Source organism: Rhizobium sp. rho-13.1, from assembly GCF_007000305.1.
Classification (GTDB): domain Bacteria; phylum Pseudomonadota; class Alphaproteobacteria; order Rhizobiales; family Rhizobiaceae; genus Rhizobium; species Rhizobium rhododendri.
Genome location: NZ_SCFL01000004.1, coordinates 22,262 through 38,636 on the forward strand (window position 1 = coordinate 22,262; position 16,375 = coordinate 38,636).

Below are 16,375 nucleotides of genomic sequence, written 5' to 3' on the forward strand. Positions count from 1 at the left end.
CAAGAGACCGTTAACCAACTGCGCGTAAACAGGGAGCAGTAAACGAGGGTTTTGAGTCGCATGGCGTCGAAGTTGAGTGAACTGCTGAGTGTCGTTGGCAATGGCAATATCGTGGTGTTTCCGGTGGCAAGTCGTGCGGGTGATATCGAGCGTTGTGCGCGTGAACTGGACGACAAGCATGGCACCGACGCTGTCGATTACTGGAAAACTGAATGCCGAAGGTTGGCCGCGCAGCTGACGGCGGTGGGTCTTTCCGAGGATGACGTCCGCCGCCAGGTGATGCTGTTCCAGGACGAGGTACAGGCCGAGCTCGTGCGGCGCCACCAAGATCGCCAGCACGTCGAGGCGCCGGCCGAAAAGCAGGGCTGATCTCGCCTGAGAGTTTAACGTGTCGTCGAGCCGGTGGTCGACAGCAACGGGTACGATGCTGTAGCCTTGGGGTCGGCAGTTGGCATCAGCCTCCGCGACAGTCGAGAAATTACCATGAGCCTGATCTACGTCCTGAACGGCCCCAACTTGAACCTGCTCGGCAAGCGCCAGCCGGAGGTCTATGGCCATGAGACCCTGTCGATGGTGGAAGCCGATTGCCACCGGGTGGCGCAGGAGTTCGGCCATACGATCCGCTTCGAGCAGAGCAACCGGGAATACGAGATTATCGACTGGATCCATGCGGCCCGCGACGAGGCGGCTGCCATCGTCATCAATCCGGCCGCATTCACCCACACGTCAGTTGCCATCCTCGACGCGCTGAACGCCTTTGACGGCCTGGTGATCGAAGTGCACATTTCGAATGTTCACAAGCGCGAGGAATTTCGGCACCATAGCTTCGTGTCGAGCCGCGCAGACGGCGTTATTGCCGGTCTCGGTACGGAAGGCTATCAACTGGCCATCCGCAGGATCAGCTCGCTGCTGAAGACCTAGTGTCTTGCTGCAGCAAACCTGAAAAAGCCAGCCGACTTTAAATCAGCCCGCCTTGAGTTCCTCTGCCTTGACCTCTGGGGCGTCGAAGATTTCCTCGAGCAGCGCCAGGACCTTGCGAACACTTTCCGAATTGACGGTGTAGTAGACCGTCTGCGCATCGCGGCGGGTCTTCACCATGTGGGCCGAGCGAAGCTTCGCGAGGTGCTGCGACAGCGCCGACTGGCTAAGCCCGATCATATCGGCCAATGCGCCGACCGGCATTTCGCCCCGCGTCAGGATATCGAGAACACGCAGCCGCTGCTCGTTGGCCATAGCGCTCAGGAACGTTGACTTTTGCTCGAAGATAGGGTTTTCCAAAATGAAATTCCTTGAAAATTTGTTTAAAAATTAGCATCCGGACCTAATAAAGTCCAATCTAAAATGTCGGACTGATTAACGTGAGCGCATTTAACCACTTTTACGCGTGCTAATTGTGTACTCTACCCCAGAACCATGCCGCTTGTCTCCCGTTGGCCCTGCTGGGGAGGCGATCTCGGCAGATATTTTTGGGACATCTCTCATACAGGCTTGAAGGCATTTGGCCCAACAGACCTTTTTGCCCGAGGTTGTCCGACCAGCTTTCCTCGAAAAATGGGAACCTATCCAATAGGTCGTCGTTCGATTTTCAGGCTCCACCGCCTGAACCTTCGAAAGGACCTCCCCATGCGCGCACTCTGCTGGCACGGCAAAGAAGACATCCGTTGCGACACTGTTCCGGATCCGAAAATTCTCCATTCCCGCGATGCAATCATCAAGGTCACAAGCTGCGCCATCTGCGGCTCTGATCTCCATCTCATGGGCGGCTTTGCGCCCGGCATGAAGTCGGGCGACGTGATGGGCCACGAGACTATGGGAGAAGTGGTCGAAGTCGGCTCGGACAACAAAAAGCTCAAAGTGGGCGACAGGATCGTCGTGCCATTCACCATCGGCTGCGGTGAATGCCGCATGTGCCAGTCGGGCATGTGGTCGCTCTGCGAACGCTCCAATCCTGCTGGCGCCGAACAGGCCAAGCAGATGGGCTATGCCACTGCCGGCCTTTTCGGCTTCTCTCATCTCTATGGCGGGTTCCCGGGCGGCCAGGCCGAATACCTCCGCGTTCCCTATGCCGATGTCGGGCCGATCAAGGTGCCGGAAGGTCTCTCCGACGAACAGGTGCTCTTCCTGTCGGATATCTTCCCGACGGGCTACCAGGCGGCCGAGAACTGCAACATCCAGCGCGGTGACACCGTTGCCGTCTTCGGCTGCGGACCGGTCGGCCTGTTCGCCATCAAGTCGGCTTTCATGCTCGGTGCCGAGCGCGTTATCGCTATCGACACCGTTCCGGAACGCCTGGCGCTGGCTCGCCAGTCAGGCGCCGAGACGCTCGATTATGCGGCAGGTAACCTCCAGCAGCGCATCGTCGAAATGACCAACGGCAAGGGACCGGATTCGGTCATCGAAGCCGTCGGCATGGAAAGCCATGGCGAAGGCGGAATCATGGAAACCCTGCAGACCGACCTCACTTCGATGGAGCGGCCCTATGCACTGCAGCAGGCAATCATGGCCTGCCGTCCCGGGGGCACGGTGTCGCTGCCCGGCGTCTTCGTCGGCGCGGCTGTTCCGGTTGCGCTCGGTGCGGCATTCGGCAAGGCGCTCACCTTCAAGATGGGCCAGACTCATGTCCAGCGCCATCTCGAGCCGTTGATGAAGCGCATCCTCGAGGGTGAGATCGATCCGTCGTTCATTATCACCCATCGCATCGGCCTCGAAGACGGTCCGGAAGCCTACAAGACCTTCCGCGACAAGAAAGATGGCTGCGTCAAGGTGGTCATCCACCCTAATGCCTGACCGATTTTCACAGGGCGGCCCTTGCTTGGGGTCGCCCTGCCCCTTTAAACCTCGGAGATAGTCTTTTCCGGGGATGCCCATGCCACTCGACGTCGTCATCGCCAATGCCCGCCTGCCCGGCGAACCGACGCCCGTGGACGTCGGTGTCGCCAACGGCCTGATCGCCGCGATCGCTCCCTCCCTCACATTCGAAGGCCCTGTCGAAAATGCCAGCGGCGGATATCTCTGCAGCGGGTTCGTCGACAGCCACATCCATCTCGACAAGGCCGGCATCCTCGGTAGATGCACCATCTGCGAGGGGACGCTTGCCGAAGCAGTGCGGGAAACGGCGCGGGCGAAAGCCGGCTTTACCGTCGAGGACGTCTATGCCCGCGCAGCCATCGTGCTGGAGCGCGCTATCCTGCAGGGAACGACCCTTCTGCGCACTTTTGTCGAGATCGACCCTCGCGCCGGGTTTCGCTCTTTCGATGCTATCCGCCAGCTGAAAGCGGACTATGCATGGGCCATCGATATCGAGATCTGCGCCTTTGCGCAGGAGGGGCTGACACAGGAGCCGGAAACCGAGGCTATGCTGGCGCAGGCGCTTGCCGACGGCGCTGATCTGGTCGGTGGCTGTCCCTACACCGATCCCGACCCCACGGAGCATATCCGCCGTATCTTCGATCTCGCGGAGCGTTTCGGCACAGCGGTGGACTTCCACCTCGATTTCGATCTGGACCCGGAGAACTCCAACCTTCCCTCGGTGATTTCAGAGACGATGGCGCGCGGTTACAGTGGGCGGGTCTCGGTCGGCCATGTGACCAAGCTTTCGGCAATGCCGCCGCAGGCGGTTTCCGAGATCGGTAGCCGGCTAGCCGACGCCGGTGTGGCAGTGACGGTGCTGCCGTCAACAGACCTCTTCCTGACCGGCCGCGACCGGGATCATCTGGTGCCGCGCGGCGTCGCCCCGGCGCTGGATCTGTCAACGCTCGGCGTGGTGACATCGATCGCCACCAACAATGTCATGAACCCTTTCACCCCCTATGGCGATGCGTCGCTGATCCGTATGGCCAATCTCTACGCCAATGTGGCGCAGGTTTCGCTCGATGCGGACATGCTGGGCGTCTTTGCAATGGTCACCGACGGCGCTGCGCGGTTGATGGGGCGGGAGCGTCATATAAAAATCGGCGCGCCGGCCGACATGATCCTCATCGATGGTAACGATCCGGCTGAGATCGTTCGCGAAATCAGGCCGGTACTGGCTGGCTGGAAAGGCGGCCGCAAGACTTTCGAGCGGCCGCGCGGACGGCTGATCAGGCCTTGACCTCCGCTCAAAGCACGCCCCAGCCTCGGTAGCGCCCGCGCCCGGTCATTTCGCGGATGCCGAGATCGGCGACAAGGTTGAGGGCGCCGCGCGGGGTAATACCGGCATGGCGGGCGACCATGCCGGCTGAGACGATCGGTCGCGACAGTACGAGGTCGATGGTTGCCGGCAGGCTGCTGTTGGAGCGGCGATCCTTGAGCCGTCGTTCCATCTGCGTCCTTGCCAGCGTCAGCCGGTCCAGTTCCTTCAGCCCCGCCTCGGCCGCCTCCGCCATCGCCTCGAGAAAAGCGGTCAGCCGCGTGAGGCGGTCGGGTGCGCGCCGTCGCTCGAAGCGGATGGCCTTCATCCCGACATTGAGGCAGAACAGGTGGGAGGTCACCTTGCCGCGCGACCGGAGATAGCTGGCCGTCAGAAGCCCCCCAAGCCAGTGCTGCCGACGCAGCGGCTCAAGGCGTTCCCAGGCATCGTAAAGCACCGCTGCGCCCAGTGCAGGCGGCATCCCGTCTGCATCACCGATCACGGAACGCCATTCGCGCAGGCGCTCGCTTTCATCCCATTCATCGTCGTGGATCAGGCCCAGCGGATCGTGATCTACGGCTGCCTTGGTTTCCGGCGCGCGGCCTTTGGTCTCCTCCAGAAGCCGGTCCGAGCGGGCCAGCACCGCATCGATCGCTGCCATCTCCAGGCTGAAGGCATCTTCGGCCCCGGTCTCCGACTCGGGATCGGCGGTCGCAGTCGAAGCTTCGCTGCCGCCCGTCTCGCCCGATCCGCGCAAGGCTGCAATGCCGGCTGGATCGAGCCCCCAGCCGGGCTCCGCCTGCCACAGCCGGCGCCGCGTGCGGAGCAGCGCGTGGGCGATGGTCAGTTCATGGGTCGGCGTGCGGGCATCCATATGGGCGTCGTGCAGCACGAGATCCTCGACATGCACCAGTTCACCGCCAACCCAGAGAGCCGCGACGGCATCGAAGAAATGGCCGCGCTCGCGAAATCCGTCGCCGATGGCGTGGCGCAGCACCCGTTCGTCCAGCCGGGCCAACCGGTCTTCGGCATGAATGATGGCCGGAAGGAGGGCGGACATCTGTGCCGCAGAAAGCTCATATCGCATTGGAATCATTTCGCACGTGTCGATTGCCTGAAGCTAACACACGAGCTGGCTTCCAGGTAGTTGCCGGTCTCGTTTGTCCAATGCAAAGAAACTGCTTGACCCTCCAGTCGCTGGAAGGTTCATAAAGCGAAACCTCAACGGGGTTTGGAGTACTGCCATGGCATCGAACGCCCACCATCACGACGCGCATCATGGTCACTCCCATGCCTCCGGCAATGGCATGCAGCCCGTCACCCGCGATCCCGTCTGCGGCATGATCGTCGATCCCGATGCGGGTAAGCCGCATCTGGCTTACGAAGGCCGCACATACCATTTCTGCTGCAACGGATGCCGGACGAAATTCGAGGCTGACCCGGGTGCATTCCTGACGGCCCGAGACCCTGTTTGCGGCATGTCTGTCGACCGGGCGACGGCGGCGCATTTCCTGCGGCACGAGGGCGCGAAACACTATTTCTGCTCGGCCGGTTGCCAGGCGAAGTTCGAAGCCAACCCGGCAGCCTATGTCGATGGAGCGGCCCCTGCCGCTTCGGCAATGCCTGCGGGCACCCAGTACACCTGCCCGATGCACCCCGAAATCGTCAGCGACAAGCCCGGCGATTGCCCGAAATGCGGCATGGCGCTGGAGCCGATGGGCGTTCCGGCCGCAGACGAAGGCCCGAACCCGGAGCTTGCCGACTTCATGCGCCGGCTCTTTGTGAGTGTGGTCCTTGCTGTGCCATTACTTGTTCTCGGTATGGGGCCGATGGTCGGCCTGCCTTTCGACACCCTGATCGGCGAGCGCCTGACTGGCTGGATCGAGCTTCTGCTGGCAACGCCGGTGGTGGTCTGGGCTGCCCTGCCCTTTTTCCGCCGGGCCTGGAATTCGGTGCTCAACCGCAGCCCGAACATGTGGACCCTGATCGGTCTCGGCGTCGGCGCCGCTTATCTCTATAGCGTCGTCGCCCTGCTGGCGCCCGATCTTTTTCCGATGGCCATGACGGCCCATGGCACCGGCGTGCCGGTCTATTTCGAGGCTGCGGCCGTCGTCGTGGCGCTGGTGTTTGTCGGCCAGGTGCTCGAACTCAAGGCACGCGAACAGACCGGCTCTGCCATCCGCGCCCTGATGGCCCTCGCGCCTGACACGGCACAGCGGGTCGGGCCAGATGGCACGGACCAGACGGTGGCGCTCGATCTGGTGCGCCTCGGTGATCGCCTGCGGCTGCGTCCCGGCGAACGGGTGCCGGTCGATGGCACGGTTGCCGAAGGCAGCTCGACGGTCGATGAATCAATGATCTCGGGCGAGGCCCTGCCCGTCGAAAAGCAGGTTGGCGCAATGCTCACCGGCGGCACCATCAACGGTAACGGCACCATGGTGATGGTGGCCGAGAAGATCGGCGCCGATACGACGCTGTCGCGCATCGTCGGCATGGTGGCGCTGGCGCAGCGCACGCGAGCGCCGGTGCAGGGCATGGTCGATCGGGTCTCGGCGGTCTTTGTGCCGACTGTCGTACTGGCCGCTTTTTTCACCTTCGGCATCTGGATGACGGTCGGACCGGAACCTCGGCTTGCCCATGCGCTGATGGCGGCGGTTGCGGTACTGATCATCGCCTGCCCTTGCGCTCTGGGTCTGGCGACGCCGATGTCGGTGATGATCGCCACCGGCCGTGGCGCGCGCGAGGGGGTGCTCATCCGTGATGCCGAAGCGCTGGAGCGCTTTGCCGGCGTCGATACGCTGGTGATCGACAAGACGGGCACACTGACCGAGGGCAAGCCCGAGCTCACGGATATCATCGCCGTCGAGGGTATGACGGAGGACCGGCTGTTGCAGCTCGCTGCCGGTCTCGAACAGGGCTCCGAGCATCCACTGGCAGCAGCCATCCTCGAGGCCGCGAAGCGACGGGGCATCGCTGCGGCCGCCGTTGCCGACTTCAAGGCGACAACAGGCATGGGCATTGGCGGCATCATCGAGGCAACATCCGCTGGCCTCGGCAATGGGGCTATGATGGAGGCGCTGGGCGCCGATCCGGCACCGCTCCGCGACCGGGCAGAGAGCCTGCGCCGCGACGGCAGGACTGTGGTTTTCCTCGCCATCGACGGCAAGCTCGCCGGCCTGCTCGCTGTGGCCGACCGGATGAAGCCGACGGCCGGAGCAGCGATTGCTGCCCTGCACCGGAGCGGCCTGAAAATCATCATGGCGACGGGTGATGCGGCGGCGACGGCCGAGGCGGTCGCCCGGCAGTTGGGCATCGACGAGGTTCATGCCGGGCTGTTGCCGGAGGGCAAGAAGGCGCTGGTCGATGCGCTGCATTCCGCAGGCGCCCGGGTGGCGATGGCGGGCGACGGTATCAACGATGCGCCGGCGCTGGCCGCAGCCGATGTCGGCATTGCCATGGGCACCGGCGCAGATGTGGCGATGGAGAGCGCCGGCATCACGCTGGTGAAGGGCGATCTTGGCGGCATCCTCAGGGGCCGACGCCTGTCGCAGGCGACGATCCGCAACATCCGCCAGAACCTGATCTTCGCCTTCGGCTACAATGCGCTCGGCATTCCGCTGGCCGCAGGCAGTCTCTATCCGGTGTTCGGCCTGCTGCTGTCGCCGATGATCGCGGCAGCGGCCATGAGCCTGTCTTCCGTCTCGGTGATCGCCAATGCCCTCCGGCTGCGCCACGAAAAGCTTCAGGAGGCGACATGAACATCGGCGATGCATCGGACCGGTCGGGCCTGCCGGCAAAGACCATTCGCTACTACGAGGAGATCGGCCTTGTCAGCCCCGACCGCAGCAGCAACGGTTATCGCGACTACCGCGAGGCCGACATCCACAAGCTGCGCTTCCTGCAGCGCTCCCGGGGCCTCGGCTTCTCCGTCGAGGAATGCCGCCAGCTGCTGGCGCTCTATGGGGATCGCGACCGCGCCAGTGCCGACGTGCGCCAGATCGCCAGCGCCAAGCTCAGCGAGATCGACCGGAAGATCCGCGAATTGAGCGAGCTGCGCCGCACCCTCGAAACCCTGGTGCACGCCTGCCACGGCAACGACCGTCCGGATTGCCCGATCCTGGAAGAGCTCGCCGAGGGTCCGGGCGACGGGCAGCCCTCTTAGATCCAACGTCTCCCGACGATTTCTCCAGCCTGGCGCTTGCCGAATGCTGCTTTCGACCAAGATAGCGCGATTGGAGAAATTTAGACCATGGCGTTTTTCGAGAGCCTGCTGACGCTGCTGCTGGTGGCAATCGTATTCCTGCAGCCATCGCGCCGGCTGATGATTCCCTATCCGACGATGCTGGCTGTCGCCGGCCTGCTGGTGGCGACCCTTCCCTGGGCGCCGACGATCTCGATCGATCCGCAGCTGGCGCTCGCCATCTTCATCGCGCCGGCCCTGTTCGATGCCGCCTACGACCTGCCGCCGAGAGCGCTGCGTGAAAACTGGGTGCCGCTGATTTCGCTTGCCGCCATCGCTGTCATCCTGACGACGGCAGCCGTCGCCTTCGTCGGCGTTACCTTTGCCGGGCTGCCTGTTGCCGCTGCCATTGCGCTCGGAGCCATCGTCGCGCCGCCGGATGCTGCGGCGGCAAGCGCGATGCTCAGCCGGTTCGCATTGCCCCGCCGAACATTTGCGGTTTTGAAAGGCGAGAGCCTGCTCAACGATGCCGTGGCGCTGCTGATCTTCGGCGCTGCCGTGGCGTTTTCCACAGGCGGAAATTCTGCGTCCGTCGTCATCCCGGAACTGGCGCTGGCAGCCCCCGGAGGCCTGGTGCTCGGCATAGCGCTTGGATTTCTCTACATCTTCATTGCGCCGCGGCTCGCAGGCACGCTGGGCGGCTCGCTGTTCGAATTCGTCGCCACGTTCGGCACTTGGGTGATTGCCGAGCGCCTGCATCTGTCGGCGGTGCTCGCCATCGTTGCCTACGCCATGGTGATCGCCCGCTACATGCCGGAACGCCAGACGGCGCGAAATCGCATCCATTCCTATTCGGTCTGGGAGGCGACGATCTTCATGTTCAACGTGCTCGCCTTCCTGCTGATGGGCATGCAGGCGCGCGAGACGATCCAGCAGCTTTACCCGAAAAACATTGAATTCGCCTTTGCCTTCGGTGGCGCCATCCTGCTTGTGGTCGTTCTGGTCCGGCTCGGATGGGTGATGCTTTATAACCGCGTGATCAATTATCTGGCACGTCGCAAGCTGGTCTCCGAGGAGCCGCCGACCGTCGGCATGAGCCTGGTCGCGGGCTGGTGCGGCATGCGCGGCTTGCTGACGCTGGCAACGGCGATTGCTCTTCCGGCGGATTTCCCGTCCCGCGATCTCATCGTCTTTGCCGCCCTGACGGTCGTCCTCGGCACCCTGATACTCCAGGGGCTGACGCTCGGGCCGCTCATCCGCATCCTGAAATTCGGCAACGACGACTCCATGCGCGAGGGCATCACGAATGCTCGCATGACGCTGCTCGACACCGCCCTTGCCGACCTCGACACGCTGGAGGAAACAGGCGAGGTGCGAACGCTCCGGGCGATCTACGAGGGCGACCGCAAGCTCACCGCCAACGGCATCCACCCGCGCGAAAAAAGCGAACTCGACAGCCTCCGGCGTCGCTCCATCAAGGCCAAACGCGTCAAACTCGCCGAACTCCGCCGCACCGGCTCCATCGACGACGACGTCTTCCACGCCCTCGAGCAGGAGCTAGACTGGGCCGAAATGGCCGCCTCGCCACCGGACAGGTTCGAGATTGTCGAGGGGTAGCGGTGTGTTGGCAGCGCGTTTCGGGGATGATCTCGATTGACGGGAAATATGTACGATAGCGCGCGATGTCGCATGTCAGCAACGGAATTGCCGCTACGACTGCGTGGGCTCCGATGAAGAAATCGGAAAGCACTGCGAACCGCGTCTTCTGAAATTTGGTCAATTTTTTCCAGCGAGAAGAGTAGAGTTTAGTGTCAAATCTCCCTCGGGACCGATTTAGCACCTGGATAGCTATTGCGGTTTCGCAGTTTATTTTTACGCTAAGAAACTTAAATTATGTTTTTATTATTCACCTTCTGGGTTGCGCTGGAGTTTTACAGGCAGGTTCCGGATACACACGCGAGATAGCTCGGTCTCCGAAATCACCATCTATGACAAGCTATTGTGAATTCAGAACTCCGCGCATGCGCGGGCCACTGATTATTTGTCTTCAGTATTTTCTCATTAAATGAATGATAGTGGCACACGCAATTGTCAGCCAACAGCGGAGGCGGCCGGATGAATTTCGAATATTCTGACCCGCAAACGCATATAGAGGGGCTTTTCGGCGGCTTTTTCCACATAAGTGCCTTTGGGCAAATAGAGGAGGGCGATGACGAGAAATTTCAGAGATTTCTTGAGCGAGTTGCACCTCCTCCTAGAACTTCAGTCTACATTAACTCAGGAGGCGGTCACCTTGAAGTAGCAATTGCTATCGGTAGGTTGATTCGTGGCGCATGGTTCTCAACTTCCATTGGCACCTATATCCTAGATCCCCAGCAGCCTGACGAGTTGATAATCCCTCGTAAGTTTGCGCCAGGAAAATGCATAAGTGCTGCAACACTCATGTTTCTTGGAGGGAGGCTCCGTTATTATCCAGATGGATCAAAGTTTGGTGTACATCAATTTTCATTTAAGAACCCGTCGCCAGAAAGCATGGAGCGTTCACAACGCCTTTCAGCGGCAATAGCGGCTTACATCGCCGATATGGGGATCCCCGCCACTTTCTTAGAGCTTTCAGCTAACACGCGCGGAGACCAAATAACGTTCGTCAGCGAAGAACAGCTTAAAGGTCTGAAAGTCATCACTGGAGGTATGACGGAAGCCACTTGGGGTGTCGAAATCCATCCAGAAGCGACGTGGGTGCGTGGCGAAAGAGACTCTTTGTGGGGGCACGGCAAGGTCATTTTAATATACTCGAAAACAGACGGGTTCTCGTTTGCAGCTCTCATCGAAACGATGGGAAGGGACAAGGAGCTGATGAGCTTCCCGCTAGTCGAGATCGTCGTGAACGGTGAAGATATTAGGATCGACATTTCGGACCGATGCGCGCGCGCGCCATCTGGTATTTACACCATGTTCATGGCTAGCCTCGTGGAGAACGAAGCTTGTTTGCTAGCTTTCTCTAAAAGCTTCGGGATCCAAATCCGTGGCTCCCCTCAGGCGGAGATATTTTTTGGTATCGCGGCAGTCTCTACGGACGGTGCTGAGGGAAAGCTACAAGGGCTCTATAAGCTGGGTGCAACCTAAAGCAACGCCATTTTGATGATTTTTCCGTTTAGCCAAAATGCCCGCATTCAACTTAGGCGATGTATTAGCTTTTGTGTAAGAAGTGCAATCCATTTTCGCATCCAGAGGCGTTCATTTTCCCGTCACCACTTGGGGGATGATCCAAGGTAGCTTTAGTGACTGAAGCGAGGGCGCAAAACAGTCCTCGTGCATTTTTAGCACGGCGACACTGATACTTATTTCCAAGAAAATTGAATCTATTGCAATTGGCGCACTTTAGATTCCGCTACAATGTCACCCCGCGTCAGGGCCATGATTTCGTCGGTTGTCAGCCCCGCGCCAGCGTGTCCACGCAGACTACCAAACCCGTCGGTACGGACCTTGCCTTGAGCCGGCACCATGATGACATTGCCGTCTGGTGTCTGGCGGAAATCGACCTGCGTCCCGGGCTTGAGCCCAAGCAGCTCGCGGACTGCCTTCGGAATGGTGACCTGGCCTTTGGCGGTAACGGTCGTGCTCATTGCAAGCCTCAATTATATCTAGGAAAGAAGTATTCCTTTCCCGACGGTCGTTCAAGACCCGCCCTCACCCTCTCTGCGTCTGCTAAACGGCCACGTCACCAACCCGCCCGCATAGAGCGCCCACCAGACCAGCACCGGTTGCAAGGCGAGCCTCGGGGCGTGGTACCACCAGCCGAGAACGGGTGGGGTGGGGGCGGAGAGGCTGTCGATGGCGTGCTTGATGTTGGCGGGGTAGACGCAGACGGCGTAGGCGGCGAGAGCGATGCCGGCGATGGCGCGCGTGCGGCCGGTGAGCAGGGCTGCGGCGCCGGCAAGTTCGCAGAGCCCGGTGACAATAATCACCTCGTGCGGCTTGGGGACCCAGGCCGGGGTGATGGTGACGAACACGTCGGGGACAGTGAGATGAAACGCACCGGCGACCGCGTAGATCACGGCGAGCGGGATGCGTGCGCCCCAGCGCTGCGGCTTTGCCTCAGATGCCAGCATACCACTCATAGCCCCTGTCCTCCCAGAACCCGCCCTTGCCACCCCAGAGATCGTCGAAGCGGTCGCGGATTTCGATGCGCATGAGATATTTCGCGTGCTTGTAGCCGAGATGGCGCTCGACGCGCAGCCGCAGCGGTGCTCCGTGTTCCACCGCCAGATCCTTGCCATTCAGCGAATAGGCAAGGATCGATTGCGGATGGAAGGCGTCGATGAGGTCGATGCTTTCGTAGTAGACGCCGCTGCCGTCGAGCGTCTGCTCTAGTTCATCGGCACAATGCAAAACGGCATAGCGGGCGCCCGGCTTCAGCCCCGCCGTCTGCAGGATCAGCCCGAGCGGCACGCCCTGCCATTTGCCGATAGCGCTCCAGCCCTCGACGCAGTCGTGGCGGGTGATCTGGGTGCGCGACGGCAGCTTCTTGAGGTCGGCCAGCGAGAATTCCATTGGCTGGTTGACCATGCCGTCGATCTTCAGGCGCCAGTCGACAAAGCCTGTTTCGCTCATGCGGACGTAATCCGGGCTGTTTGGCTGGGTCGAGCCGTTCGGATGGAAGCTCGGCGATATCTCGGCTTCGGTGAACTCTGGCGCCAGCGCCTGGCGCGACACCAGCAGGCGCTGGCTGCCCATGGTCAGTTTTTCCGCCATCGCCAGCACCTTCTGGACCTGCTGGTTGCCGGCGACATCGTCACAGCCGGTAAGGCCGATGGCGCCGAGGCCTGCGGCCGAACCGATCAGGAAGCGGCGACGGGAGAGAATATTGCTCATGGCTTGGTCTCCGCGGATATCGCATAGCGGCCGGTCACCATGGAGCGCATATTGTTCCAGAGGCCGGACAGAATGACCATGATCACATGGACGACGACGAAGAGCACAAGGCTCCAGGCGGCGATGAAGTGGATACCGCGGGCCGACTGGCGGCCGCCGAATATGTCGAGCAGGAAGGGATAGCCGGCATCCATCGCCGGAGACATGGTGAGCCCGGAGCCGACCATCAGCGGCAGCAGGATGAAGATCACGAGGATATAGGTCAGCTTCTGCAGCGCGTTATAGCGGCGCGCCTTCTCTCCCTTGGGAAAGCGCAGCCGGGCGTGATCCTTTATCTCCTGCCAGACATTGCGCGGGGCTATGTCATGGGCGGTTGGTGCGAGGTCGCGCCGGAAGTGGCCGCCGATCAGGCCGTAGAGAACGTAGAGCAGGCCGTTGATGACGAACAACCAGGCGAAGAAGAAGTGCCAGCGGCGGCCGGTCGCCAGATCCTGGAAGCTCGGAATGGTGGCCCAGGCCGGAAAGGCCCTCGCTGTCATCTCGCCATCCACCCGGGATGCTCCGAGCACGCCGGTGGTGGTCAGCGTCACGCTGCCGATGCGGGTGGTGCCGATGATCTTGTCACCGTCCTCGACGCTGGCAATCTCGAACCAGGATGGGTCCTCGACCGCGCCGTATTGTCCCCAGTGAAGCTGCGGATGGGCATTGAAGATCTGCATGCCGCTCATCAGCAGCAGCGTCAGACAGAGAACGTTGATCCAGTGGGTGATGCGGGTGACGACCGAGTGGCGCCTGATGTAGATCTTTGCCGGCTCTGGCGGCGGAGCGACCCCGATGTCTTCGATGCTGGCCATGGACAGTCCTCGTGCGATGCCGCTGACGCAGCCGGATCATTTTGAAGTGCGACGGTGCTGTGGCGGACGAACAGAACAGCCCGACTGCATGGTGCAGCCGGGCCGTATGACGATAGCGCATGAGCGCTGGATCACATAGGCGGAACGACGCCGTTGATGCCGACGACGACGCGGTCGGCTTCGACCATGTTGTCGCCTGCCGTGGTGCCGTTGATGATCACGCCGGCGCCAGCCTTGATGTCGCTCTTGGTGGCCGGGGCGATGGTGACGACAGGCGTGCCTGGCGGGATGGAGATCTTCTTCTCGCCGCCCTTGTAGGTCAGTGACAGCGTCGGACCGTTAACGGAGGTCACCGCGCTTGCAACCGTCGCATTGGTCATCGAGCTTTTTGGCTTCAGGTCCCAGCCGTAGTCGCCTTCGCCGGTGCCCTTCATGGCGGCCGGGAAGATCAGCACTTCGAGCGCGCCGTTGACGCCGCTGTCGGTCGGCATGGAAGCAATCCCGACGAAATCGCCCGGCTTGATGTCGCTGACGTCTGCCTTGACGATGCCGTTGACGGCCCAGCCGGACTTCAGCATGATCATCACATCCTTGCCTTCGCGCGACTTTACCTTCAGCGTATCGCCGCTCAAGCTCTCGACCACGCCGCGCACGCGGATCTTGTCGGCAGCCTGCGCACCCTGCGGGCCGACAACGGAAATCATCAGTCCGGCGGCCAGCGCCAGGGCGCCCGTCTTCATCTGTTTGCTGTTCATGATTTTCTTCCTTGATTGACCGCCCAACCGGACGGACTTCCGGCAATCGAGCACCTGCTCCCATGCCAATTTCGGGTCGCATGGCCAAAAAGCAAATTCGGTCGTGCGCAATACAAATATCTTATCGGTCAGGTGCGAGAGCAGCCAATCAATCTATAGTGAGACAGGAAGGCGAGTTTTGCTGAAACTCTCCGCCCCCGGCCGCCGTTACCTATTTCTGTTTTTCACGGGCTGAGAGAGCCTCGGGCCAGATGGCCGAGGACATGGCAGACGAGGCGACCGACCACGATGGCGGAGATGTCGTTGATATCCGCCCGTGGCTGGAATTCGACGATGGAGAACCCGGCCAGCCGGCGACCTCGTAACGCTTCGGCGATCAGCGTGGTCATTTCCTCGAATGAAAATCCGCCCGGCGATACAGCGTTGACGCCCGGGCACGTTCCGGGATCCATTGCATCGCAGTCGATATGGATCAGCACCGCGCCGTCTCTCGGGATGCCGCCGATCACGGCACTCAATCCCAGCCGTCGCGTTTCAGATACCGTCACCAGCCGCGAGCCCCAGGCTTCTGCGGCTTCAACCTCCGGCCGCCGTGCGCTGCCGACGGCGCGGATGCCGACCTGCGTCATGGATGCAACGAACGGCAGTTCCGACGCCCGGCGCATCGTGCTGGAGTAACCGAGCCTTTCGTCGCCAATGTTGTCGCGCCAGTCGATATGGGCGTCGACCTGGAGAACATGCAGCGGGCCTGCTGCCCCGAGGCCGCGCATGAACGGGATGGCGACGGAATCGTCACCGCCGATCAGCACGGGAATGGCACCGGCGGCAAGGACGGCGCGCGTCGTGCGCTCGATATTTTCGCGGTTGGCGGCCGCATCCTGTGGATCGGTGAAGACATCGCCGAGGTCAATGACTTCGAGCGCGCCGTCATTCAGCAAGGGGCCGCCGAAATCGAAGTCCCAGTTTTCGAGATGGACGCACGCAGCGGAAATTGCCCTGCGAACTGCCTCGGGACCTGTCTCGCCGTCCTGGCGAGTGGCATCTGGATAGGGTGTGCCGTGCACGGCACCGAAGATCGCAACCGAGCCGGCGTGTGGCATGACTGCAGCAGGAATGCCGAGGAATGTCTGCCGTGCAGCCTTCAATGTTTCGGTGAGATCGGTGTGCATATATTGCTCCTCGTTCGATGGTGCATCGCTCTGGACTTGCCTAGGCGCTCTTCCTCAGATGCTCGCGCATCGCTGGCAACGTGTCGATAGGGGGCAACGGACCGAAATAGTTTGAGTTCGACCCATTTCTCAATCAATGTGCCTTGAGTGTTTCCGCGGCGCAAAGCCAAGAGTGTCGTTTCCGCCCACTATGCTGTCAGCAGGAAAGGCATCGAAGTGAACAAGCCTATTGCTGCTATACCTGCATTCGAAAATGAAACGGAAGAGCGCGCGTTCTGGGAAGATAACGATTCCGCGCTTTATCTCGATTGGAGCAAAACCCAGACCGTAGTGCTTCCCAACCTGAAAAAGAGTGCAATGTCGTCTGAGCCAGATAACGGGCCGCGCACTGACTCATAAAAACTGTGGCCGCAAACGGCACGCAAGCCATCACC

17 protein-coding genes are annotated in these 16,375 nt (G+C 61.2%); 9 read left to right on the plus strand and 8 right to left on the minus strand.

Annotated features, from left to right (window positions below):
• Positions 1-60 precede the first annotated feature (60 nt).
• Both EQW76_RS13405 and aroQ read left to right on the plus strand, forming a co-directional pair.
• Positions 61-369: a DUF6074 family protein gene (locus EQW76_RS13405; RefSeq protein WP_142824885.1), complete on the plus strand. Its 309-nt coding sequence runs from the start codon at positions 61-63 to the stop codon at positions 367-369.
• Between the two features lie 114 nt (positions 370-483).
• Positions 484-921 carry a type II 3-dehydroquinate dehydratase gene (aroQ, locus tag EQW76_RS13410; RefSeq protein ID WP_142824886.1) on the plus strand — a complete coding sequence of 146 codons (438 nt, stop codon included), beginning with the start codon at positions 484-486 and terminating at the stop codon, positions 919-921.
• Positions 922-963: 42 nt separating this feature from the next.
• Here the strand turns inward: aroQ and EQW76_RS13415 are convergent, their stop codons facing one another.
• Complete coding sequence (locus EQW76_RS13415) at positions 964-1,281, minus strand: metalloregulator ArsR/SmtB family transcription factor (protein WP_279309161.1); 318 nt, start codon at positions 1,279-1,281, stop codon at positions 964-966.
• A gap of 342 nt (positions 1,282-1,623) precedes the next feature.
• On the opposite strand from EQW76_RS13415, the gene EQW76_RS13420 reads away from it, so the two are divergent.
• Both EQW76_RS13420 and EQW76_RS13425 read left to right on the plus strand, forming a co-directional pair.
• Positions 1,624-2,787 (plus strand): zinc-dependent alcohol dehydrogenase, encoded by a 1,164-nt coding sequence (locus tag EQW76_RS13420; RefSeq protein WP_142824887.1) that lies wholly within the window; start codon positions 1,624-1,626, stop codon positions 2,785-2,787.
• A gap of 79 nt (positions 2,788-2,866) precedes the next feature.
• On the plus strand, positions 2,867-4,090 hold the full coding sequence (locus EQW76_RS13425) for an amidohydrolase family protein (RefSeq protein WP_142824888.1): 1,224 nt from the start codon (positions 2,867-2,869) through the stop codon (positions 4,088-4,090).
• A 7-nt stretch (positions 4,091-4,097) separates the two neighbouring features.
• On the opposite strand, the gene EQW76_RS13430 is transcribed toward EQW76_RS13425, so the two are convergent.
• Positions 4,098-5,195 carry an RHE_PE00001 family protein gene (locus EQW76_RS13430; RefSeq protein WP_142824889.1) on the minus strand — a complete coding sequence of 366 codons (1,098 nt, stop codon included), beginning with the start codon at positions 5,193-5,195 and terminating at the stop codon, positions 4,098-4,100.
• A 157-nt stretch (positions 5,196-5,352) separates the two neighbouring features.
• Here EQW76_RS13430 and EQW76_RS13435 point away from each other — a divergent pair, with 157 nt between their 5' ends.
• The 4 genes from EQW76_RS13435 (at position 5,353) to EQW76_RS13450 (ending at position 11,414) form a co-directional block, all read left to right on the plus strand.
• Positions 5,353-7,866: a heavy metal translocating P-type ATPase gene (locus EQW76_RS13435; protein WP_142824890.1), complete on the plus strand. Its 2,514-nt coding sequence runs from the start codon at positions 5,353-5,355 to the stop codon at positions 7,864-7,866.
• The gene (gene cueR, locus EQW76_RS13440; RefSeq protein ID WP_142824891.1) at positions 7,863-8,270 is read left to right on the plus strand and encodes a Cu(I)-responsive transcriptional regulator; all 408 of its coding nucleotides are present in this window, start codon (positions 7,863-7,865) and stop codon (positions 8,268-8,270) included. Before EQW76_RS13435 ends, cueR begins: the two co-directional genes overlap by 4 nt.
• Positions 8,271-8,357: 87 nt before the next feature.
• Positions 8,358-9,905 carry a cation:proton antiporter gene (locus tag EQW76_RS13445; protein WP_142824892.1) on the plus strand — a complete coding sequence of 516 codons (1,548 nt, stop codon included), beginning with the start codon at positions 8,358-8,360 and terminating at the stop codon, positions 9,903-9,905.
• A 498-nt stretch (positions 9,906-10,403) separates the two neighbouring features.
• Complete coding sequence (locus tag EQW76_RS13450) at positions 10,404-11,414, plus strand: hypothetical protein (protein WP_142824893.1); 1,011 nt, start codon at positions 10,404-10,406, stop codon at positions 11,412-11,414.
• Between the two features lie 236 nt (positions 11,415-11,650).
• Here the strand turns inward: EQW76_RS13450 and EQW76_RS13455 are convergent, their stop codons facing one another.
• The 6 genes from EQW76_RS13455 to EQW76_RS13480 all read right to left on the minus strand — a co-directional run bounded on the left by EQW76_RS13455 (position 11,651) and on the right by EQW76_RS13480 (position 15,941).
• A complete protein-coding gene (locus tag EQW76_RS13455) occupies positions 11,651-11,914 on the minus strand; it encodes an AbrB/MazE/SpoVT family DNA-binding domain-containing protein (protein WP_142824894.1) in 264 nt (87 codons plus the stop codon).
• Positions 11,915-11,965: 51 nt separating this feature from the next.
• A complete protein-coding gene (locus EQW76_RS13460; RefSeq protein ID WP_244616965.1) occupies positions 11,966-12,409 on the minus strand; it encodes a DoxX family protein in 444 nt (147 codons plus the stop codon).
• Complete coding sequence (locus EQW76_RS13465; RefSeq protein ID WP_142824895.1) at positions 12,387-13,163, minus strand: molybdopterin-dependent oxidoreductase; 777 nt, start codon at positions 13,161-13,163, stop codon at positions 12,387-12,389. The genes EQW76_RS13460 and EQW76_RS13465 overlap by 23 nt, the downstream gene beginning before the upstream one ends.
• Positions 13,160-14,017, minus strand: coding sequence for a cytochrome b/b6 domain-containing protein (locus EQW76_RS13470; RefSeq protein WP_142824896.1), 858 nt, complete (start codon positions 14,015-14,017; stop codon positions 13,160-13,162). The genes EQW76_RS13465 and EQW76_RS13470 overlap by 4 nt, the downstream gene beginning before the upstream one ends.
• Positions 14,018-14,148: 131 nt before the next feature.
• Positions 14,149-14,772 carry a hypothetical protein gene (locus EQW76_RS13475; RefSeq protein WP_142824897.1) on the minus strand — a complete coding sequence of 208 codons (624 nt, stop codon included), beginning with the start codon at positions 14,770-14,772 and terminating at the stop codon, positions 14,149-14,151.
• A 224-nt stretch (positions 14,773-14,996) separates the two neighbouring features.
• On the minus strand, positions 14,997-15,941 hold the full coding sequence (locus tag EQW76_RS13480; RefSeq protein ID WP_142824898.1) for an arginase family protein: 945 nt from the start codon (positions 15,939-15,941) through the stop codon (positions 14,997-14,999).
• Between the two features lie 216 nt (positions 15,942-16,157).
• Between EQW76_RS13480 and EQW76_RS13485 the strand changes: the two genes are divergently transcribed.
• Positions 16,158-16,340 (plus strand): CopG family antitoxin, encoded by a 183-nt coding sequence (locus tag EQW76_RS13485; protein WP_142824899.1) that lies wholly within the window; start codon positions 16,158-16,160, stop codon positions 16,338-16,340.
• The last annotated feature ends 35 nt before the right edge of the window (positions 16,341-16,375 follow it).